We start from the raw sequence: 19040 nt of genomic DNA, 5'->3' as shown, positions 1-19040 counted from the left end.
GTTTTCATTGCTACACAACTTTGCCACTTTGTCCAGATCTTGAAAATGATTACCGTTATTTCGTACGATCTCGCCCTATGTCGCCTCTGAACGACCGTGCGGACCGCGCCGGCCACGCCACGATCGCCAGATCCGACACCGGCGGCGCGGCGGAAGCCGTCCACGACCTGGACCGCCTGATCCTCCTGGGCATCGCGGCCGACCTGCACCGGCGCACCCGGCTGCGTGACGGCGCGGCACACGAGCCCGGCGCGGTCGCGGACGACCTCGGCGCCGCCCGGCGGCACCGCTGGATCGCCGGTCACTGGCTCGACGCCCTCCGCGCGGCCGGCCTGGCGAGCCGGGACGCCGACGGCCACTACCAGGACCTGCACGGTCCCCGGCGCGCGGAGCTGGCCGCCGCCCGCACCCGCATGGAGGCCGCGCGGGTGGCGCTCGGCTACCCCGCCGAACTGGCCCAGCTGATGCTGCGCTCGCTGCGGCTGCTGCCCGCCCTGCTCCGCGACGAGATCGGCGTGCAGGCGCTGCTCTATCCCGACGGCGAGCCCGCCACCGCCGAGGCCGTCTACCGCGACAACCTGATCAACCGCTACCTCAACGCCGCCGCGGCCGAGGTGCTCAGGGACCAGGCCGAACGCGCCACCCGCCCGCTGCGGATCCTCGAGCTGGGCGCGGGCATCGGCGCCACCACCGCCGACCTGCTGCCCGTCCTGGCCGCCCGGCCCGTCGAGTTCTACCTCTTCACCGATCTGTCGCCGTTCTTCCTCGACACCGCGCGACGCCGCTTCGACTTCGGCTTCCTGCGGTACGCGCTGCTCGACATCGCCCGCGACCTGCCGCACCAGCCGAAAGAGCTGGACCTGGTCGTCGCGGCCACCATGGCGCACAACGCACCGCACGTCGGCCGCCTGCTCGACCAGGTCGCCGCGCTGCTCGCCCCCGGCGGGCGGGTGCTGCTCATCGAGACCGTCCGCGAACACCCCCAGTCGCTCACCTCGATGCCGTTCGCCCTGTCCACGGAGGACGGCCCGCCGCGCCGGCTCGACGGCCGCGCCGGCACCACGCGCACGTACCTGAGCCGTGAGGAATGGCTGTGCGCGCTCGAAGCCGCCGGGCTGCGCGTCGAGGCGGACCTGCCCCGCCACGGGGACCCACTGGCCGCGCTGTCGCAGCGCCTGTTCGTCGCCACCCGCTGATCACCTGACGATGGGAGTGCCCATGAAGGAACTGGCCGAGATCTGGTCGGAGCTGCTCGGCCTGCCGCCCGACGAGATCCCGCACGATGTCGGCTTCCTGCGCCTGGGCGGCGACTCGGTGCTCGCGGTCCGCATGTCGGCGCTGGTCCGCAAACGGCTCGGCGTCACGCTCGCCCTGTCGGACGTGCGGGTCGAGACCACGCTGGGCGAACTGGCCGAGCTCGTACGGCGGCGCGCCTCCGGCGAGCCGACGCCGCGCGCCCTGCCGATCACCGTCACGGCGCGCCCCGACCCCCACGCCGAATTCCCCCTGCTCCCCCTCCAACAGGGCTACTTCGTCGGGCAGCAGGACGGGTGGGAGCTGTCCTACGACTCCGCCCACTACTACCTCGACTACGCGCTGACCGACGTCGACGGCGACGAGGCCGCCGACGCTCTGGCGGACGCGCTGGAACGGCTCGCCGTGCACCAGCCCACGCTGCGGGCCCGCGTGACCTCCGACGGCCGCCAGCACGTCTTGCCGATGGCCGCGCCGGGGGCGGTGCCCCAGGTCCGCGTATACGACCTGCGCGAGGCCGGGGCCGAGGAGATCGCGGCGGTCCTCCGGGACGTACGCCAGGAGATGAGCACCCGCGGCCCTGACCCCACCAGCGGTCCCGGTCTGGACCTTCGCCTCACCCTCTTGCCGGGCGGTGAGGGCCGGCTTCACCAGGGCCTGAGCCTGCTCGTCTTCGACGGGTGGTCCTCCAGCGTGCTCAGCCGCGACCTCCTCACTTTCGTGGCCGACTGGAACGCCGCCCTGCCACCCTTGGAGATCCACTTCGGCGACTACGTCACCTCGCTCGCGGACCTGCCCGCGACCGAGGCCTGGCAGGCCGACCGGGACTGGTGGTGGTCCCGGCTCGACGCGCTGCCGGGGCCGCCGGCGTTGCCGCTGGCCGCCGACCCCCAGGAGGTGCGCCCGGTCACCATGGGCAACCGGGAGCATCGCTGGAGCGCCGAGAGCTGGGCGGCGCTGCGGCAGCAGTGCACCAGCCGAGGCGTGACCCCGTCGACCGCCATGCTGACCGCCTTCGGCGTGGTGCTGGCGCGATGGGCCGGGCATCGCCGGATGTTGCTGAACTCGCTGCAGCTCAACCGGCTGCCGCTGCATCCCGACGTGCAGCGGGTCGTGGGGGCGTTCGCCGCGACCATGCTGCTCCCCCTCGACCTCGATCCGCGCGCCACGTTCGCCGAGCTCGCCACCGCCGCGCAGGCGGCATCCGGTGAGCACGCCGCGCACAACCTGATCACCGGCGTGGAGGTCGGGCGCGAGCTGGCCCGCCGCCGTGGCAGCTGGCGGCCCGTCGGGCCGGTCGTGTTCCAGAGCGTGCTCGGGGTGGACGCGGCCATGGGCGGCGGGCCGCCGCAGGACGCCGGGCCGCTCGGCCGGGTGGTCGCCTCCGACTACTTCCACCAGTTGCGCACCCCACAGGTCGCGCTCGAGGTCCGCTGCTTCGAGCTGGGGCCGGAGATGGTGGCGGTCTTCTCACTGGTGGACGAACTGTTCGAGAACGATCAGGTGGCGGCGGCGTTCGCCGAGTTCGTGGCCCTGGTCGACGGCCTCGCCGACGGCACCGGCTGGGATCGGGTGCCCGGTCTGCCCGAGGCCACCGATCCGGGCTCAGACGATGGCGGCCTGCGGCTCGGGCTGCTGCCCGAGCCGGTCGTCCGCCACCGGGAAGGGCCGCCGGCCGACGATCTCGAGCAGGCGGTCGCCGACGTCTTCGAGGAACTCCTGGAGGTGCCCGTGCTCGACCGCGCCGCCGACTTCTTCGGCCTGGGCGGGGACTCCCTTCTTGCGGTACGGGCGGTCGTGCGACTCGCCAAGGAGGTCGGCACGTCCGTGCCGGTGCGCGAGTTCCTGGCCGACTCGACGGTGGCCGGGGTGGCGCTCGCCGTCCGCTCCCGCCTCGGTGACCAGCGGTGATCGGGCTGCTGGGCGCCACCGGCGCGGTCGGCCGCACCGCCGCGCAGCGCATCGCGGCCTACGGTCTCGGTCCGCTCCGCGTGGGCGGCAGGAACCTGACGGGCGCCGCCGACCTCGCGGGCTCGCTCACCGCTCCCGCGCACGCGGTCCGGGTGGATCTGAACGACCCCGCCGAGTTGGCCGCCTTCTGCGACGGGTGCCGGATCGTGGTCAACTGCGCCGGACCCACGTACCAGATCCTGGACACCGTGGCCCGCGCCGCCTTCGCAGCCGGCGCCGACTATGTGGACATCGGCGGCGAACTGGCCGCCAAGGACGCGCTCACCAGCCGCGACGTGACCACCGGCAGGACCGCGGTGTTCTCCGCCGGCGTCATGCCCGGGCTTTCCGGCCTGCTGCCCCGGCTCCTGGCCAAGGGACGGCCGTTGCGCCGCCTCGACGTGTACGTGGGCGGCGCGGCCGTCTTCACTCCTCTGTCCGCGGTGGACGCGCTGCTGACCCGCGGGCCGAAGTTCGGGGTGCCGATGGCGGCCTGGCGGGACGGCCGGGTGGTGCCCAACACGCTGACGCCGTTGCACCAGGTGCGGTTGCCCGGCTTCCCCGTGCCGGTGCACGCGTGGCCGTACCTCACCACCGAGGCGCAGACCCTGGCCGCGGACACCGGCGCCGACGAGGTGCGCTCCTACAACGTGTTCGTCTCCAACCGCCTGCCCGAGGCCCTCGCAGCCGTCTGGGCCGATGCGGACGACACCCTCCCCGCCGCCCTGGCACCGCACGCGGACACCGTGGTGCGTGCCTCCCAGCAGGACAACGCCGACTTCGGCGCCTTTTACATCATGTTGTTCACCGCCCGCCCGCATCCAGGTGCGCCGCCCGGCCCGGCGAGGGTGCTGCTCAAGGCCGTGGACTCCTATGCGGTGAGCGGGGTGGTGATGGCGCTGGCGACCCGCGCGGTGCTGGCCGGTTCCGTGCCGCCCGGCGTGCACCTGGCGGCCGAGGCGCTCGACCCCGACGCCACCGTAGCCGCGCTGCGCGACGACCCGCTGGTGGACGAGTTCATCGTCGAATGACGACCTTCCGCTAGCGCGTTGCGTCCAGGACCGGTTTCACGTCCACGATCGGGGTGCCGTCGATGGCCTCGAGATCGGCTACCCGCACCCGAAGCCCGTCGATCGCGAGCACCCGAACGCGGTGCAGACCGATGGGATTGGGCCGGTCGGAGGAACGGGTACTGAAGACACCGGTCAGCGGGCCTCGGGACCGCCTTCCACCCCCTGCTTCGGAGCGCTCGCGCGATCCACCAACGGCGACTCGACGACTCCGATGGGACGAAGCTCGTACGTCATGACTCCTCGATACCGTGAGTCCACCCGATGTGCCAGCCGAGGACCGCAGCCTCACGCCCGGAACGTGCGGCGGTAGGCGTCCGGCGGTACGCCGATCGTGCGGTGGAAGTGGCGGCGCAGTGTCGTCGCCGTGCCCATGCCCGCCGCCGAGGCGATGGTGTCGACGCTGTCGTCCGTGGTCTCCAGCAGCTCCTGCGCGCGGCGGATCCGCTGCGTCAGCAGCCACTGCAGCGGGGTGGTGCCGGTTGCCGAGCGGAAGTGGCGGGCCAGGTGGCGCGAGCTCATGTTCGCCTGGCGGGCCAGGTCCTCCACGGTGAGCGGCTGGTCCAGCCGCCGCATCACCCAGGTGAGCAGCTCGGCCAGGGGATGGCCGTCCTGGGCGGGCACCGGTGTGGAAACGAACTGGGCCTGGCCGCCGGCGCGGTGGGGCGGCACGACGAGGCGGCGGGCGACCACGTTGGCGATCGCCGAGCCGTGGTCGCGGCGGACCAGATGCAGGCACAGGTCCATGGCCGCGGCCTTGCCCGCAGAGGTGAGCACGCGGCCGTTGTCGACGTAGAGCACGTCCGGGTCGACCTCCACCCGGGGGTAGCGCGCGGCCAGCTCCTCGGTGTGGGCCCAGTGTGTGGTCGCGCGCAGCCCGTCCAGCAGGCCGGCGGCGGCGAGGACGAACGCGCCCGTGCACAGGGAGACCACCCGCGCGCCCGACTCGTGGGCCGCGCGCACCGCCTCGACCATGTCGGCCGGCGGGTCCTCGTCGACGTCCGCCAGGGCGGGAACGATCACGGTGTCGGCGTGCGTCAGCCAGTCGAGCCCGCAGTCCGGCTCCAGCAGGAACCGGCCGACCCGGACGGCGTGGGTGCCGCACACCCGGACGTCGTACCAGGGGCCTGGCACGGCGTCCGGGGCGGAGCCGAAGACCTCGGCGGCCAGGGCCAGCTCGAAGTGCAGCATCCCGTCGGTGGCGGCGACCGCGACGGAGCGCGGGAAAGAACTCATGTCGGAAATTGTACGGGTCATGTCGTTCCGGACGCTGGGCACCGATGGGCCAACGGGACAGGATTGACGCACTGAATCACTTCAAGCACGCAGGAGCAGGCATGGGATCGGGTCAGAACGTGGCGGTGTTCGGCGCCTACGGGCACACCGGGCGGTTCGTGGTCGCGGAATTGCGCGAGCGCGGATACGTCCCGCTGCTCCTCGGCCGTGACCAGGACAAGCTGCTGGCGATGGCGCAGGCCCAACCGGGGCTCGAGGCGCGGCAGGCCTCGGTCGACGACCCGGCCTCGCTCGACCGCGCGCTGAACGGCGCGGCCGCCGTGATCAACTGCGCCGGGCCCTTCGCCACGACCGCCGCCCCGCTGGTCGAGGCGGCGCTGCGCGCCGGCATCCCGTATGTCGACGTGGCTGCCGAGATCGAGGCGAACGTTGACACGTTCGCGCACTTCGCGGAGCGCGCCCGCGCCGCGGGCACCGTGGTGGTCCCGGCGATGGCCTTCTACGGCGGCCTCGGCGACCTGTTGGTCACCACCGCGATGGGCGACTGGACGGCGGCGGACGAGGCGCACATCGCTTACGGCCTGAGCAGTTGGCACCCCACCACCGGAACGCTCGCTTCGGGCGTGGTCTCGGGGCAGCGACGGGGCGGCCGGCGGGTCCGCTACACCGGCGGACAGCTGGAGTACCACGACGACGCTCTGCCGACCCTGGAGTGGTCCTTCCCGGCTCCGCTCGGCCCCCAGAGCGTCATCGGCGAGTTCACCATGGCCGACGTCGTCACCGTTCCCAGCCACCTGGCGGTCCCGGAGGTCCGCACCTACATGACCGCCAACGCGGCCGCGGACCTGTCCTCTCCTGACCCCCTGGCACCGGCCGCCGTCGACGAGCGTGGCCGCTCCGCGCAGACCTTCGTCGTCGACGTCCTCGTCCGCTCCGGCGGCGCCGAACGCCGCGTGTCCGTCGCCGGTCAGGACATCTACGCCATCAGCGCGCCGCTCGCGGTGGAGGCCGTCGACCGCATCCTCACCGGCCGGACCAGGACCACCGGCGTCGTCTCCGCGGGCGCGGTCTTCGACGCCCCGGACTTCCTCCGCGCGCTGTCCTCGCACCTCTCGCTGCACGTCCCGGTCGACACACGCGGCTGACCGGTGACCCGTGGCGCGCCGGCTCATCGGCGTACGAGAATGGACGCATGCCCGTCGAGGTGAGCCCGCACGTCGTGGTGCGGCGGACGCGAGCCGAGGTGGCCGCATATATGTTCGACCCGGCCCACGATCTGGAATGGACCGGCGGCATCACCGCCAGCCGCCCTGCCCAGCCCGGTCCGCTGCGGACGGGCGCTCAGGTGGAGCGGACGGCCAGGTTCCTGGGCCGGAGATTCACCTACGGCTATGTCGTCACCGCGCTCGACCCCGATCGCATGGTGGAGCTGGCGGTGGAGCGGCCTTTCCCGATGACGATCCGCTACGAGCTGGCCGACCACCCGGACGGCACTCTGGTCACGATCCACGCCTCGGGCGAGCCGGGGCGGTTCTTCCGCTGGGCCACGCCGCTGCTGGCCCGCCAGGTCCACGCGAGCATCGCGGCCGATCTCGGGCGCCTGCGCGCTCGCCTGGAAAGCTGACGAGCTACCCGTTCGCGAGTTCGACCAGCAGCATCGATCGTCAGCGCCAGAAGAGCACCAGCGCGGTGAGGGCGAGGCTCAGCGCCACGAAAGCCGGCGTTCTGGGCTGACGGGCGGCCTCCCGGTGCGAAGCGATCGCCAGCGTGGCGGCCAGGGCCAGCGCGGTCAGCACGTGGAGGCCGTACCAGAGGACGATGGGGAGCTTGCCCAGGACGGTGCCGGACAGCAGGTCGTCGGCGGAGCCGTAGCCGGCCAGGCCGCTGACCAGGACCAGGCCCAGACCTAGCAGCGCGGGCGCGTACCGGAAACGGCCGAGCACAGTCCACACGACGGAGCCCAGCACGAGCATTCCGCCACAGAACATGCCCAGGCCATACGTGTCCGCCTGGCTTACCGTCCGGTCAGAGGGCCGGTGTCTTCAACGTGCCCGAGCGCGTCACGGGCGAGGCGCCCGGCGGTCTCGCCGCGCTTCGAGTTCTTCCGCGCTCACCGGGATGAGCATCGGCTGCCCGGCCACACCGAACATCGTGACGACGAATTCCGTTTCGGCGTCTGCGAGGTTATTGGCATCCTGGTAGTGGATGAGGTCGCCGCCCGGCTCCCAGAACGTCTCTCCGGCCTTGACCACCCGTTCCGGTTCACCTTCCAGCTCAAAGAGCATCTCGCCTCTGATCATGTATCCGTACGTGGGACCGGTGTGGCGGTGCGGCGGGTTACCCTCACTGCCGGGCGGCAGGATGACCCGGATTGTCATCGCCTCAGCGTTGTCGGGCATCGGGGGCGGCGATGGCACCGACGAGATGAGTTCGATCTTCGGCGGCGGCGTGGTCGCGTTGGGGTTCTCGAGGTGGTGCGAATGATCGGCGCTCATGGGTTCCTTAGTCCTTTGCGGTTGTTATCTTGGCCGATCATCGACTTTGATCTCGTCTCCTGTGTTGGAGATGAAGATGACCAGCAGTTTCGCCGGTTTTGTCCGGCTGGTGTTCTCCGTGAGCACATGGTGGGCGCCCGGCGGCTCGACCCAGTTCTCGCCTTGGCGGTAAGTGCGGACTGGCTCGCCACTGATCTGGCTGCGCAGGGTGCCCTCGAGCACGTAGGCGTACACGAAGGCCTTGCCGTGCCGATGGGGCACCGCGCGTGCACCGGGCGGGAAGTCGGCGATCGCCGAGGTGAACGTCTTGCCCTCGACATTCGGAAGCGCCTGTTCCAACAGAGGCGACAGCGTCTCGGACGGTGGCTGCGAAACCGTGACAGCGACCGGCATCATGCCCGTCGCACGCTCTGCCGAGGGAGCGCAGGCAGCGGCCGCAGCCACCAGACCGGCAGCCAGAAAACCATCGGCACACCGTACTCGGATCATGATGACTCTCCCATCCTGCTTGGACCCTTGAGCCGTACGGGCGCCACAAGGCGTCCCGGCTTCCGCCCCAAGGGCGCGCTGCTCCGACTCGCGGCTCACCTCGGCGTGGCGTCCCGGTCAGGCGGAGTGGAGTTGCTCGAGTACGCTGCCCCGGCAGGTAGAAGATCTGCCATGGGCGCATTCAAGCCTTGGTGATGGTCTGCTCAGACACAGGTCGACTCCACCCAAGCACCGAGCCGTGACGAACAGTGCAGGGTCGACTGCCTTAAGTAACACGTGCCTAGACTGGACCCCGTGACTGAGCAGCAACGAGTCAACATCGGAAAGCGGCACCCGACCAGCTACAAAGCTCTCATCGCCTTGTCGACCGCAGCGGAGGAGGGCGCCGCGGCGGCAGGTCTCGACCCGCTCCTGGTCGAGCTGGTGAAGATCCGCACGTCCCAGATCAACGGTTGCGCGTTCTGTCTGCGCATGCACACCCGCGACGCGCTCAAGAAGGGCGAGAGCACGGACCGCCTCGCGGTGCTCCCCGCGTGGGCGGAGACCGGATACTTCTCCGAGTTCGAGCGCGCGGCCCTGCGCCTGGCTGAGGCGATCGCGCGGGTCTCGGACGGTCATGTGAGCGATGCGGACTACGCGGCGACCGCCGCGGTGCTCTCCGAGGATCAGGTCTCGGCGGTCGCCTGGCTGTCGACAGTGATGAACGCCTTCAACCGCGTGGCGATCACGAGCCGCTACCCCGTCGCCGGCAGCTGAGCCGTCCGCCGCACGTAACAGGTTATTCGCCTTCCGTGACCCGGATGATCGTCTTGCCGGGAGTGCGCTGGGCGAACGCGGAGGGCGCCTCGGCGAGCGTCCGCACGTCCCCGACGATCACGCGGAGCCGTCCGTCCCGCAGCCGCCGGGCCAGATCCGCGAGCCGGTCGCGATCGGGTTGGACGACGAAGAAGATCGCCTGTCCGTCTCGAGGCTGGACCATGGGCGGCGAGACGATGGTGACGAGCGTGCCGCCGGGGCGCACCAACGCAGCCGATCGGTCCAGGATGTCGCCGCCGATCACGTCGAACACCACGTCGACCTGGCCGGCATCTTCCAGGCAATCCGCCTGCAGGTCCAGGAAGGCGTCCACGCCGAGCCCGAGTGCCGTGTCTCTGACGGCGCCCCTGCCGGTGCCGATCACCCGGGCTCCTGCCTCGTGCGCGAGTTGTACAGCGATGGAACCGACACCGCCCGCGGCGCCGTGGATCAGGACGGTCTGCCCGGCAGCGAGGCGACCGTGGTCGAACAGGCCCTCCCATGCCGTCAGCCCTGAGATCGGCAGCGCAGCGGCCACGGTGTGTTCGACGCCGGCCGGCAGGGGGGCGAGGTTGCGGGCCTCCACCGCCACGTACTCAGCCAGCGATCCGTTGCGGGCCCAGTCGGTCAGCCCGAACACCCGCTGGCCGATGGACAGACCCGTGGTTCCGTACCCCAGCTCGGCGACGACACCCGACACCTCATGCCCGAGCACACTTGGCGTCCGGTCACGGCCCGCGCGATCAGTCCACGTTGCCGGCCAGTCGAGCTCTCCGCGGGTGAACCCGGCAGCGTGCACCCGTACGATGACGTCGTTCTCGGCGGCGTGGGGATATGGCTCCTCCGTCAGGGAAAGCCCTGCCAGGCCGGCGGAGCGGTCGCGGACGGTGATGGCTTGCATGACAGGTCCTCGCCAGTGGTGAAGATATCGAGCAGGACGAACGTACCCGCCCGTTGGGGGATTTGGTCCGTTCCACCTCGCTGCGGCGAGTCCTCCGGCCCCACCACCATTCAGCCGGTCCAATCGAGTCCGCTCGCCCGGCATGATTGCGCGGACCCGAGCGGAGCGCCATCAGCCGCGTTCTCCTTGATCAGAAGTACCGTACACAGCAATATGACGTGACCCTGTGAGCCACGACGGGACGCCGATGGCCAGCGGACCCGTCAGGCGGAGTCGGGCACCACCCCACCGTCCCGCCCCAGGTCGAGTACGACCTCACCAACGCTGGGCGCGAGCTGCTCGCCATCATCTGCAGAGTTGCGCGCTGGGCCGACCACCATCTCGAGGCCATCCACACCGCCCGGGCGGCGTACCGTGGCCGATGAGCAGGCATTTTTTGACAGACAGAACCTGGATAACTAATATCCAGGTTGTGCGAACGGGCAAGGGCGTCGAGTGGGCAATGCATACGCTGCTCAATCTGGCATGGTCGGGGGGCGGCGAGCCGGTGGCCACCGCGCAACTGGCCGCCGGTCACGACCTGTCGGTGTCCTACCTGAACAAGCTGCTGCAGCAGCTGGTCAAGGCCGGCCTGCTCGAGTCGGTCCCCGGGGCGCGGGGCGGCTTTCGCCTGGCCCGTCCCCTGGTGGCGATATCGGTGCTGGACGTGGTCCTTGCCATTGAGGGGGATGCGCCACTCTTCCGCTGTACCGAGATCCGTCAATGCGGCACCATCGGGGAGCGATGCCCCGATGGCAGCTTCGCCCAGCCGTGTGCGGTCAAGACCGCCATGGCGCGAGCCGAAGCGGCCTGGCGGCAGGCGCTGGCCGAGCAGAGCCTGGCTGACGTGCAGGCCGCGGCCGACGCACACGCTCCCACCGTGGCGGCGCATGTTCGCCAGGTGCTCGGGCGCGACTGATCCTTTTTCCCGCACGGCATGACCGCGCGATTTTTCCGGAGGTGAATCTGGATAAGAAATATCCAGTTTATTGATTGTCGGCCGGCGGAGCGAAAGCCGAGTGGACACCATGACACAGACAGCCATGCACACCGTACGGCTGTAGATCAAGAGAGAAACCTGCTCGGCGGGCGACATACTGCGCCACCGACCACAACCAACAGCTCAACCGGTGACGCACGGCATGCGATTCACCGACGTCAAGAAAGATGAACCCAGATGGATCTGAAACTCGAACTCATCGTGCTGCCGGTATCCGACGTCGATCGGGCCAAGGCCTTCTACGAGACGGCGGGATTCCGTCTGGATCTCGACAAGGCCGTCAGTGAGGACTGGCGCGCAGTGCACTTCACGCCGCCCGGCTCCGAGTGCTCGATCATATTCGGCAAGGGGATCACCTCCGCTGCTCCCGGCTCGGTCCAGGGCCTCTACCTCATCGTCTCTGACATCCAGGAGGCCTGTGCGGAGCTCGTCGGCCGCGGCATCGAGGTGAGCGGGATCTTCCACGACGCCGGAGGGCTCTTCTACCACGGCCACGATGCCGGAGAGATCACCCACCAGACCGGCGGCCAGGTGCGGGCAGCCGGCCCGCACCCCGCCCGCGCCGACTACGGCTCCTACGCCACCTTCAGCGACCCGGACGGCAATGGCTGGGTGCTCCAGGAGGTCAAGAAGCGGGCCCCCGGCCGCTGACCTTCGCGTTGCTACGCATAGATGGGCGATACGTTTCGTCTATGCGTAGCGAGTCTCCTCCTCTGTTGCCGATCTTCCGATCCGATCAACGGTGTGCCGGATCTCGTCACGGAACTCCTCATCTCCATGAATAGCCCGCCATCCTGACTCATGGCTGAGACGGCGATCGGTAGCGAGGGCCCGCTGCAGGATGGGTACGACGGACGCGGCGCGAGGACCGATCTTCCGCACGGCGGCCCGCCTCACCGGCAGCATCCGGCCCTCACCCAACGGCAGGACGATCTCCCGCAGAATGGGCACAACCAGATCTAGCTCGCCACTGATTGCCCACACGGCATGTGCGGCCCGGACCCGGGTCCAATCGTCGGTGCCGTCCAGCAGCTCCCGCACCGAGGGCAGCCGAGGCCCGGCCGCGGGCCCGAGATCAGCCAAGCGCTGCACGCCCGAACCCAGGCCACCGGTACGCGGGCCCGTCCCCAAGACGCCCAACGCCGGCTCGGGGTCCGCGCAGACCTTCCAAACCGCCCACGCCGCCGTTTCACGAACACTGGGAGCCGCCGGGGCATCCAGGGCCAGCCGCCGCAACCCCGCCTGGGCGGAGGCGGCCGCCGGCCCAGCGGCGGCCAGGGCTTCTGCCGCCCACTCGGCGGCATCACTGTCGAGCAGTTCGATGAGTTCCGGTACGACGCCGGCCGCCATCGGACCCCATGCGGTGATCGCCTGGCAGAGCGCCCGCCGCTCCCCCAGGGACGATGCGTCACGCAGTCGGGCCCGAACCACGGGCAGCAGATCCGCAGCGTACTGCGGCACCAGCGCGAGCACCTCGTGGATCCCCGGCAGCTCCACCCAGTAGAAGTCCGCGCCGTAATGGTTCGAGCTGTAGCCGACGATGGTCTCGGCCCGGGTGATGTGCTCGACCAGCGGAGCGACGCAACGGGGGTCTCCCAGCCGGGCCAACCCCCACACGGCGATGTCCCCCACGGTCCCAGGCAACCGCGCCGACAGCGATGACCGATCGGCCAGCGCCGCCGCCAGCGCATCGGCGTGAGCAGGGTTTCCCGCGACGGCCACCAGGTGTACGCCCACGGATCGGACGTCGTCATCAAGGTCGGCCATCCGTGTCACCAGCGCCGGCAGCAACCGGGACAGCGGGGAGCGCCAACGCATCAGTAGCCGGGCTGCGGCGTGGGCCGCACCGGCACGCCGATCGGCATGAGGGCGTCCAGCAGGCCGAGGCAGAGTGCAGTCCGCGACTCGACGTCGTCTCCCAAGGCGTCGTACAGTCAGCTCACCACGCTGCCGCGGCCCGCGCCCACCCACACGTCCGCTTCCCGCAGCCCTGCAAGCTCCTCTTCGCGCAACAGGTGGACGGCCGCGTCCAGCCGGTCTGCGACCGGTGGCGGAGAAAGGACCAGTGCGGCCAGCCGTACCTCGGCCAGCGGGTGCCGACGCGCCTCAGAGAACCAGGCCCGTATCAGCCCACCCCTTCCTCCTCGCAGTGAGAAGCGAGCCTCTCCGCCGCCATCATCAGGCTCACCAGAACGGCGACGTTGTCTTCCCTGGCCCAGCGATCACGCAGACACGGGACGAGCCGATCGCTGTCCTCTCCCCCGCCGGACAGCGGATAGGTGACCATCTCCCGCAGCTCCGGGTCCGGATCGTCCAGCAGCCCTGCCAGCGTCGGCAGGGCATCGCGCCACGCCGTCCCCCATCCTTCAGCAATCAGCTCCTCATCACACGTATGGGCAGTCGAGGCGAGATCCCCCAGCAGCTCCAGCAATTCCACTGGTTCGCCAGCTTGAAAACAGCGTCATCCGCCTGCTGTGAATCCAGCACGTCCCCAACAGCTCGGGCACGTCCGCCGCGCTGCCGTAGTTGTGCTCCAGCGACTCCCACTCGATCTCGTACAGCCCGTCCAGCATGCCGAGAACCTACCGTCGATCCCGCGTGCATAGCGATCTACGGCCGGGTCGGGAGGGCAGACTCGAACTCGGCGTGGTCGGAGGTGACCGTCTGCCACCATGTGCCCGCAGACAGTGGGACCCGGCGACCGCAAAGGCAGGGGCGCGTGAACATAGAGGCGGAGATCCTCCCCTTGAGGCAGCGCAGGCAAGCGCTCGAACCCATCCAGGCACCGACATCATCATCACGGCTTTCGGCGCCGCCGTCGCCGTTACAGCAGACCAAGTGGTACGACGCCCTCCAAGACGACCTGAACCAGCTACGGCTCAAACTCGATCGCTTGCTGGACAAAGACGGCGCATAGGACCGCCATAAACCTCCCGCCGTGCCCGGGCTAGAACGTGGCCAGAATTGTCCGCCGATGTCCATGAACTGGCGGCGCGACTTGCCTGATTCACGGGTAAGCGGTGACCTCGATCGGTCAGACTGATGCCCTAATGGGACCCAAGAAAAGGCGATGGGGAGCGGCCCCTAAGGGCGACTCCCCTGCCTAAGTCCCACTGAGGATAGTCCCCGTTCGGCTCTATCCGCAAACAAACGCATCAGCCTGACGTACCTATGGAGGAAGTCCGTGGCGATCGCCATCCCCTCTGATGCCGACGCACTGGTTCGCGCCCGCGTCGGAGAGCTTCTCGAATCCTGGCAGCCCTGGCACCGGCGGCTGTGGGATCTCGGGACGGTCTTGGCGATGCGGGAGGCGGTCGAGGCAGCCGACTGGGTGGGACGCCATGTCCTCCATCCGAGGACCTTGGCGTGGTATGTCCGAGAGTCCCTGTTGCCCAGGCTCAGGACCGACAGCGCGATTGGGGACGGTGAGTTGCGGCGGGAGATCCACAGAGCATGCAGCGGCCCGATCAAGCCGGGAGCGCGGAGTCAGCGCACCATGTCGCTCCTCGCCGACCTCGTGGCTGACGGGTATCTGCGCCGATGGCGCGACTTGCTTGTGGCAGGAACGGTCCATGTCGAACGTGCCGCTCGGTGCATCGCGGCGCACATGCTCGACATGGGATTCCACCAGGACTATCTCTACAGCGAGATCAAGACGCGCCTCCGGGCGGCTGGAACTGCGGTCGACTTGATCGAGCTGTTCCTGGAACTCGAAGCTCGGGGCGATCGTGAGTACGAAGGAATGATCATCCTCCGGGACAAACTGCCGGCGGCACAGGTTGCGGAGAAGTCTTCTCATTGGCTGTCCCAGGAGGAAGTGAGTCGGCGGCTCAGCACGGACTTCCCAGACGTCGCGTCCATCCGTGCCAGCGGCGGCCTGCTGTTCCGCGTCCGTGCCCGGGATCACGTCGCGGCGCTCCATGAGATCACGGAACGTTTCGACCGCATCCGGAACCGGGTCCGATACCGGCGCGGGCAGACGTTCCTCGACGTCCACCCTCAGATCTTCCTGTCCGGTCTGGCCGAGCCTCAAGACTTCTACCGTGGCGACGCCGCGGTGACCGTACTCTCGCTGGAACGTGTCGGCCTGCTGTACGAACTCCCGGAGCTAGGCTCCGACGGCGCCCGGATCGACGACGCGCTGGAGTTGGCCGCCCCGCTGACCGAAAGCTCGCCGAGCACCGCGGTAGCGGGCGCGTGGGCCGCGCTGGAGTCGCTGCTCTTCTGCGACACGGACGACGCCGACCACGAGGAGGGCCGCGTGGTCTCCGCCGACCGGGCGGCCGCACTGGTGACCGCAGGATGGCCACGCGCCGAACTGACCGCACTGAGCCACACGCCCAAGATAAGGCAGGCGGATCCTCGGCTCCACCACGATCTGAACCTCATCGGCGACAACAACCGGGAACGTTCCAGACGCCTGGCCGAGTGGCTGGTGTCCCAACCCAGCCGCCCGGCATGCGACCTCACCACCGCGGCCGCCTTCGAGCGGACACGGGAACTGGTCACGGATCCGGTAAAGACCCTTCACCGGGTAAACGGCTATCTCCGGGGTACGTTCCGCCGCCTCTACCGACAGCGGAACATCGTCCTCCACGGAGGCTCCACTCGATCCGTCGCGCTGGCCGCCACCGTTCGGACCGCCGGCCCACTCGTCGGCGCCACACTGGATCGCCTCGCCCACGGCCATGCCATCACCGGGATCGCACCGCTCGACCTGGCCAGCCGCGCTGGCCTGTGCCTTCGCATGGCAGGCGACAAGGACGGCTGGCCTCTGCACGATCTCCTGGGTGCTTGAGCCTATTACGTCCAGCACTGCGGCCCTGGCCAGCATGCCGACCTCCTCGGCACGCTGCTGTGCCTCCTGCAGCCGATCGAGCCGACCGGATCGCAGCAGGTCGTTGGCTCCCAACTCCGACAGGGCACGAATGCGCCACACCGTCAGCCCCTGCCGGTCGGTGCAGCGTGGGTGGCTCTGTCTCATGCAATAGGCGCGGCAAGAAGATCGTCCGGCAACCTCCCGACGGCAAGTGAGCGAGTCATGCGGAGCTGAACAGCCCGTTATGTGACTCTTTGCGTGTCCTGATAGCTTCTTGACAGGTGTGCCGGGAAGCCTGGTCGGCAAGTGAGCGACCCGACCCCTCCCCTAGAGCGGAGTTTCATGCCCGGCACCACCGCCACACGCACTCCCCGCCTGTTCAACCGGAGTACGTGGCCAGAAGCGCGACGCATCGCCGACATCCTGCGCAAGGAGACCATCGGCGGGGCGCTGCTGCTGGCCGCCGCGCTCGCCGCACTGATCTGGGCCAACTCCCCGTGGGCGCAGACTTACCAGGACCTGCGGACGATCGAGGCCGGGCCCGCCGCGCTGCATCTGAACCTCGACCTGGCCACCTGGGCGGCGGACGGGCTGCTGGCCATCTTCTTCTTCGTGGCCGGCCTGGAGCTCAAACGGGAGTTCGTCGCCGGCGACCTGCGTGACCTGCGCCGGGCCGCGGTGCCGGTGGCCGCGGCGGTCGGCGGTGTGGTGGTGCCCGCACTGGTGTACCTGACGGTCGCCGGCGGATCGGGAGCCAAAGGCTGGGCGATCCCGACCGCCACCGACATCGCCTTCGCCCTGGCGGTGCTCGCGGTGATCGGCCGCTCCCTGCCGGACGCGCTGCGCACCTTCCTGCTGACCCTGGCGGTGGTGGACGACCTGATCGCCATCACCATCATCGCCACCTTCTACACCTCGCACCTGTCGATGCTCCCGCTGCTGGCAGCGATGGTGCCGCTGGCGGTCTTCGCTGTACTGGTGCGGCGCGGGGTGCGGGCGTGGTGGCTGCTGCTGCCGCTGGCGTTCGCCTGCTGGGCGCTGGTGCACGCCTCGGGGGTGCACGCCACCGTGGCCGGGGTGCTGCTGGCGCTGACCGTCCCCGTACTGTCCCGGACACCACCGGCCGGCACCCGCAATGGCACCCCGGATGGTCCGGGGCTGGCCGAGCACTTCGAGCACCGGTTCCGGCCGATCTCCGCCGGTGTGGCCGTACCTGTCTTCGCGTTCTTCTCCGCCGGAGTCGGCCTCGGCGGCCTCGACGGTCTGGCCGGCACGCTGAGTGACCCCGTGGCGATGGGGATCGTCGCAGGGCTGCTGGTCGGCAAGCCGGTCGGCATCCTCGCTGCCACCTGGCTGATGGCCCGCTTCACCCGCGCCACCCTGGACGAAGGGCTTGCCTGGATCGACATGGCCGGGCTGGCCGTTCTGGCCGGCATCGGGTTCACCGTGTCGTTGCTGATCGGAGAGCTGGCATTCGGTACGGGCGAGACCGACGCGCGGGTCAAGATCGCGGTCCTGGCCGGCTCCCTGGCCGCGGCCTTGCTGGCCACAGTGATCCTTCGGCTGCGTGCCCGCCTCTACCGGAGAATCCATCAGGCCGAGACCGCGGACTCCGACCACGACGGGATCCCCGACCTCTACCAGCAGCCCTAGTCTCCCTCCAGTCTTCGCTCGCCACGCCCCGTCCGGGGCGGCGTCGCCCTACAGCAGCTCCTGGAGATAATTCCGATCCCCGTCGAACCCGCGACGCGGGAGCGACCCGATGGCTCCCGCCCGGTCCGCACCCACCGTAACCTGCGCCTTTCACGGCGGCTCGAAGCCGTATCAGAGCGATGTCAGCTCCGTGTCGGGTCGCGGGGCCACGATTCTCGGCATGGATACAGCAATGCGGCCCCCGGCCGACACCCAGGGCGCCCAGCCGAAAGGCTTCGTCGCCAAGCTCCTCGCCGACCGTCACTCCGTCCCGTTCTCCATCGCACTGCACCTGGTGCCCGGCGCGGTCATCGTCGCCGTGTACGCGTTCCTCGCGGCCCCCCTGGTCCGGGCGATGGACTTCCCGATCTTCCTGGCCTGGGCCATCGCCCTCGCGGTTGTGCTCTTCCCGCTCCAGCTCTTCCTGCTGTGGCTGGGCAAGAAGCAGACCGGCCGCTTCACGATGAAGGGCGTCGTCCACTACCGCGACAAACCGGTCTCGCGCGGCAAGGTCTTCTGGCTCGGGACCGCGTGCCTCGTGTGGATGAGCGTGGTCTCGCTCTCACTGACCCCGCTGGACAACATCGTCTACGACTGGTTCTTCACCTGGGTGGACTACCAGGGCGCCGGCCCCGACGGCACCGCCTACCTCCAGGGCTACCCGCAGGAGCTCGTGCTCACCACGCTGCTCATCTGCGCGCCGTTCACCGGCTTCACCCTGCCCCTGCTCGAGGAGTACTACTTCCGCGGCTTCCTGCTGCCCCGCCTCCCGCAACTCGGCAAGTGGGCCCCGTTCTTCAACACCTTCTTCTTCTCGATGTACCACTTCTGGGCCCCATGGACAGTCCTGTCCAAGCTCGTCTTCCTCTACCCGGGCATCTGGCTCGCCTGGAAGAAGCAGGACATCCGCATCTCCATCGCCATGCACCCCGGCTCGGCGCTCCTGATCACCGTGGTCGGCGTCATCGCCCTCGCCTCCGGCGCCTACTCGATATAAGACCACCCGAAACGAGGGGCGCCGTCCGCCGGCCGAGGGCCGGACGCCTCGCTCCGGAGCGGACCGCAAGCGCGCCGGGCAGCTCGACCCCGGGCTGCCCGCGGCGCTGGATGCGCTGGTGAAGCCGGCCTCTCGGGGCGATCCGGAGTCGCCGCTGCGCTGGACGGCGTGGTCGTTGAACACGCTCGCCACCGAGTTGACCCGCCAGGGGCATCCGGTCAGTGACGACACCGTGCGGCGGCTGCTGATCGAGGCGGGGTACTCGTTGCAGGGCAACGCCGAGGTGCTGGAGGGCGTGGAAAC

19 protein-coding genes and 2 pseudogenes are annotated in these 19040 nt (G+C 69.6%); 13 read left to right on the top strand and 8 right to left on the bottom strand.

The features are described from left to right. Positions 1 to 77 precede the first annotated feature (77 nt). The 3 genes from Q9G87_RS55905 to Q9G87_RS55895 are packed head-to-tail and all read left to right on the top strand — an operon-like array spanning position 78 to position 4235. Positions 78 to 1196 (top strand): class I SAM-dependent methyltransferase, encoded by a 1119-nt coding sequence (locus Q9G87_RS55905; protein WP_305924854.1) that lies wholly within the window; start codon positions 78 to 80, stop codon positions 1194 to 1196. A gap of 22 nt (positions 1197 to 1218) precedes the next feature. Further along, positions 1219 to 3165: a phosphopantetheine-binding protein gene (locus Q9G87_RS55900; RefSeq protein WP_305924853.1), complete on the top strand. Its 1947-nt coding sequence runs from the start codon at positions 1219 to 1221 to the stop codon at positions 3163 to 3165. Further along, positions 3162 to 4235: a saccharopine dehydrogenase NADP-binding domain-containing protein gene (locus tag Q9G87_RS55895; protein WP_305924852.1), complete on the top strand. Its 1074-nt coding sequence runs from the start codon at positions 3162 to 3164 to the stop codon at positions 4233 to 4235. The genes Q9G87_RS55900 and Q9G87_RS55895 overlap by 4 nt, the downstream gene beginning before the upstream one ends. Before the next feature lie 10 nt (positions 4236 to 4245). Here the strand turns inward: Q9G87_RS55895 and Q9G87_RS55890 are convergent, their stop codons facing one another. Together Q9G87_RS55890 and Q9G87_RS55885 are read right to left on the bottom strand one after the other, a co-directional pair. Further along, the gene (locus tag Q9G87_RS55890; protein ID WP_305924875.1) at positions 4246 to 4362 is read right to left on the bottom strand and encodes a TrmO family methyltransferase domain-containing protein; all 117 of its coding nucleotides are present in this window, start codon (positions 4360 to 4362) and stop codon (positions 4246 to 4248) included. Positions 4363 to 4562: 200 nt separating this feature from the next. Continuing rightward, positions 4563 to 5510 carry a GlxA family transcriptional regulator gene (locus Q9G87_RS55885; RefSeq protein WP_305924851.1) on the bottom strand — a complete coding sequence of 316 codons (948 nt, stop codon included), beginning with the start codon at positions 5508 to 5510 and terminating at the stop codon, positions 4563 to 4565. A gap of 101 nt (positions 5511 to 5611) precedes the next feature. Between Q9G87_RS55885 and Q9G87_RS55880 the strand changes: the two genes are divergently transcribed. Both Q9G87_RS55880 and Q9G87_RS55875 read left to right on the top strand, forming a co-directional pair. Next, positions 5612 to 6655, top strand: coding sequence for a saccharopine dehydrogenase family protein (locus Q9G87_RS55880; protein ID WP_305924850.1), 1044 nt, complete (start codon positions 5612 to 5614; stop codon positions 6653 to 6655). Positions 6656 to 6702: 47 nt separating this feature from the next. Beyond that, positions 6703 to 7134: an SRPBCC family protein gene (locus Q9G87_RS55875; protein WP_305924849.1), complete on the top strand. Its 432-nt coding sequence runs from the start codon at positions 6703 to 6705 to the stop codon at positions 7132 to 7134. A gap of 40 nt (positions 7135 to 7174) precedes the next feature. Here the strand turns inward: Q9G87_RS55875 and Q9G87_RS55870 are convergent, their stop codons facing one another. From Q9G87_RS55870 to Q9G87_RS55860, 3 genes are all read right to left on the bottom strand, one after another. Then, positions 7175 to 7498 carry a hypothetical protein gene (locus Q9G87_RS55870; protein WP_305924848.1) on the bottom strand — a complete coding sequence of 108 codons (324 nt, stop codon included), beginning with the start codon at positions 7496 to 7498 and terminating at the stop codon, positions 7175 to 7177. A 72-nt stretch (positions 7499 to 7570) separates the two neighbouring features. Then, positions 7571 to 8005: a cupin domain-containing protein gene (locus Q9G87_RS55865; RefSeq protein WP_305924847.1), complete on the bottom strand. Its 435-nt coding sequence runs from the start codon at positions 8003 to 8005 to the stop codon at positions 7571 to 7573. A gap of 24 nt (positions 8006 to 8029) precedes the next feature. Then, the gene (locus tag Q9G87_RS55860; protein ID WP_305924846.1) at positions 8030 to 8494 is read right to left on the bottom strand and encodes a cupin domain-containing protein; all 465 of its coding nucleotides are present in this window, start codon (positions 8492 to 8494) and stop codon (positions 8030 to 8032) included. 294 nt (positions 8495 to 8788) lie between these two features. Here Q9G87_RS55860 and Q9G87_RS55855 point away from each other — a divergent pair, with 294 nt between their 5' ends. Continuing rightward, positions 8789 to 9250 (top strand): carboxymuconolactone decarboxylase family protein, encoded by a 462-nt coding sequence (locus Q9G87_RS55855; RefSeq protein WP_305924845.1) that lies wholly within the window; start codon positions 8789 to 8791, stop codon positions 9248 to 9250. 22 nt (positions 9251 to 9272) lie between these two features. Here the strand turns inward: Q9G87_RS55855 and Q9G87_RS55850 are convergent, their stop codons facing one another. Continuing rightward, positions 9273 to 10190: an NADP-dependent oxidoreductase gene (locus tag Q9G87_RS55850; protein ID WP_305924844.1), complete on the bottom strand. Its 918-nt coding sequence runs from the start codon at positions 10188 to 10190 to the stop codon at positions 9273 to 9275. Positions 10191 to 10483: 293 nt separating this feature from the next. Here Q9G87_RS55850 and Q9G87_RS55845 point away from each other — a divergent pair. The 3 genes and pseudogenes from Q9G87_RS55845 to Q9G87_RS55835 all read left to right on the top strand — a co-directional run. Continuing rightward, a pseudogene (locus tag Q9G87_RS55845) lies at positions 10484 to 10615 on the top strand (winged helix-turn-helix transcriptional regulator); the annotation flags it as partial. A 47-nt stretch (positions 10616 to 10662) separates the two neighbouring features. Next, the gene (locus tag Q9G87_RS55840; protein ID WP_305924843.1) at positions 10663 to 11148 is read left to right on the top strand and encodes an RrF2 family transcriptional regulator; all 486 of its coding nucleotides are present in this window, start codon (positions 10663 to 10665) and stop codon (positions 11146 to 11148) included. Positions 11149 to 11406: 258 nt separating this feature from the next. Beyond that, positions 11407 to 11880, top strand: coding sequence for a VOC family protein (locus tag Q9G87_RS55835; protein ID WP_305924842.1), 474 nt, complete (start codon positions 11407 to 11409; stop codon positions 11878 to 11880). A 39-nt stretch (positions 11881 to 11919) separates the two neighbouring features. Here Q9G87_RS55835 and Q9G87_RS55830 read toward each other — a convergent pair whose 3' ends face one another. Together Q9G87_RS55830 and Q9G87_RS55825 are read right to left on the bottom strand one after the other, a co-directional pair. Further along, entirely contained in the window at positions 11920 to 13020 is a 1101-nt protein-coding gene (locus tag Q9G87_RS55830; RefSeq protein ID WP_305924841.1) for a hypothetical protein, read from the bottom strand. A 334-nt stretch (positions 13021 to 13354) separates the two neighbouring features. Further along, positions 13355 to 13660, bottom strand: coding sequence for a hypothetical protein (locus Q9G87_RS55825; protein WP_305924840.1), 306 nt, complete (start codon positions 13658 to 13660; stop codon positions 13355 to 13357). Positions 13661 to 14413: 753 nt separating this feature from the next. Here Q9G87_RS55825 and Q9G87_RS55820 point away from each other — a divergent pair. The 4 genes and pseudogenes from Q9G87_RS55820 to Q9G87_RS55805 all read left to right on the top strand — a co-directional run. Further along, positions 14414 to 16027 carry a hypothetical protein gene (locus Q9G87_RS55820; RefSeq protein WP_305924839.1) on the top strand — a complete coding sequence of 538 codons (1614 nt, stop codon included), beginning with the start codon at positions 14414 to 14416 and terminating at the stop codon, positions 16025 to 16027. A gap of 363 nt (positions 16028 to 16390) precedes the next feature. After that, complete coding sequence (nhaA, locus tag Q9G87_RS55815; RefSeq protein WP_305924838.1) at positions 16391 to 17701, top strand: Na+/H+ antiporter NhaA; 1311 nt, start codon at positions 16391 to 16393, stop codon at positions 17699 to 17701. Between the two features lie 220 nt (positions 17702 to 17921). Continuing rightward, positions 17922 to 18737, top strand: coding sequence for a CPBP family intramembrane glutamic endopeptidase (locus Q9G87_RS55810; protein WP_305924837.1), 816 nt, complete (start codon positions 17922 to 17924; stop codon positions 18735 to 18737). 37 nt (positions 18738 to 18774) lie between these two features. Further along, positions 18775 to 19032, top strand: a pseudogene (locus tag Q9G87_RS55805) (ISAzo13-like element transposase-related protein); the annotation flags it as partial. Positions 19033 to 19040 lie beyond the last annotated feature (8 nt).

Origin of the sequence: Nonomuraea turcica (assembly GCF_030718205.1) — a bacterium.
Lineage (GTDB): Bacteria > Actinomycetota > Actinomycetes > Streptosporangiales > Streptosporangiaceae > Nonomuraea.
The sequence above is the reverse complement of the archived record's forward strand: the minus strand, read 5'-3'. Positions and strand labels throughout refer to the sequence as shown.

Coding starts and splice junctions, on each gene's coding strand:
- Q9G87_RS55905 (WP_305924854.1), top strand. CDS start 78: ATGTCGCCTCTGAACGACCGTGCGGACCGCGCCGGCCACGCCACGATC.
- Q9G87_RS55900 (WP_305924853.1), top strand. CDS start 1,219: ATGAAGGAACTGGCCGAGATCTGGTCGGAGCTGCTCGGCCTGCCGCCC.
- Q9G87_RS55885 (WP_305924851.1), bottom strand. CDS start 5,510: ATGAGTTCTTTCCCGCGCTCCGTCGCGGTCGCCGCCACCGACGGGATG.
- Q9G87_RS55880 (WP_305924850.1), top strand. CDS start 5,612: ATGGGATCGGGTCAGAACGTGGCGGTGTTCGGCGCCTACGGGCACACC.
- Q9G87_RS55875 (WP_305924849.1), top strand. CDS start 6,703: ATGCCCGTCGAGGTGAGCCCGCACGTCGTGGTGCGGCGGACGCGAGCC.
- Q9G87_RS55870 (WP_305924848.1), bottom strand. CDS start 7,498: ATGTTCTGTGGCGGAATGCTCGTGCTGGGCTCCGTCGTGTGGACTGTG.
- Q9G87_RS55865 (WP_305924847.1), bottom strand. CDS start 8,005: ATGAGCGCCGATCATTCGCACCACCTCGAGAACCCCAACGCGACCACG.
- Q9G87_RS55860 (WP_305924846.1), bottom strand. CDS start 8,494: ATGATCCGAGTACGGTGTGCCGATGGTTTTCTGGCTGCCGGTCTGGTG.
- Q9G87_RS55850 (WP_305924844.1), bottom strand. CDS start 10,190: ATGCAAGCCATCACCGTCCGCGACCGCTCCGCCGGCCTGGCAGGGCTT.
- Q9G87_RS55835 (WP_305924842.1), top strand. CDS start 11,407: ATGGATCTGAAACTCGAACTCATCGTGCTGCCGGTATCCGACGTCGAT.
- nhaA (WP_305924838.1), top strand. CDS start 16,391: ATGCCCGGCACCACCGCCACACGCACTCCCCGCCTGTTCAACCGGAGT.
- Q9G87_RS55810 (WP_305924837.1), top strand. CDS start 17,922: ATGGATACAGCAATGCGGCCCCCGGCCGACACCCAGGGCGCCCAGCCG.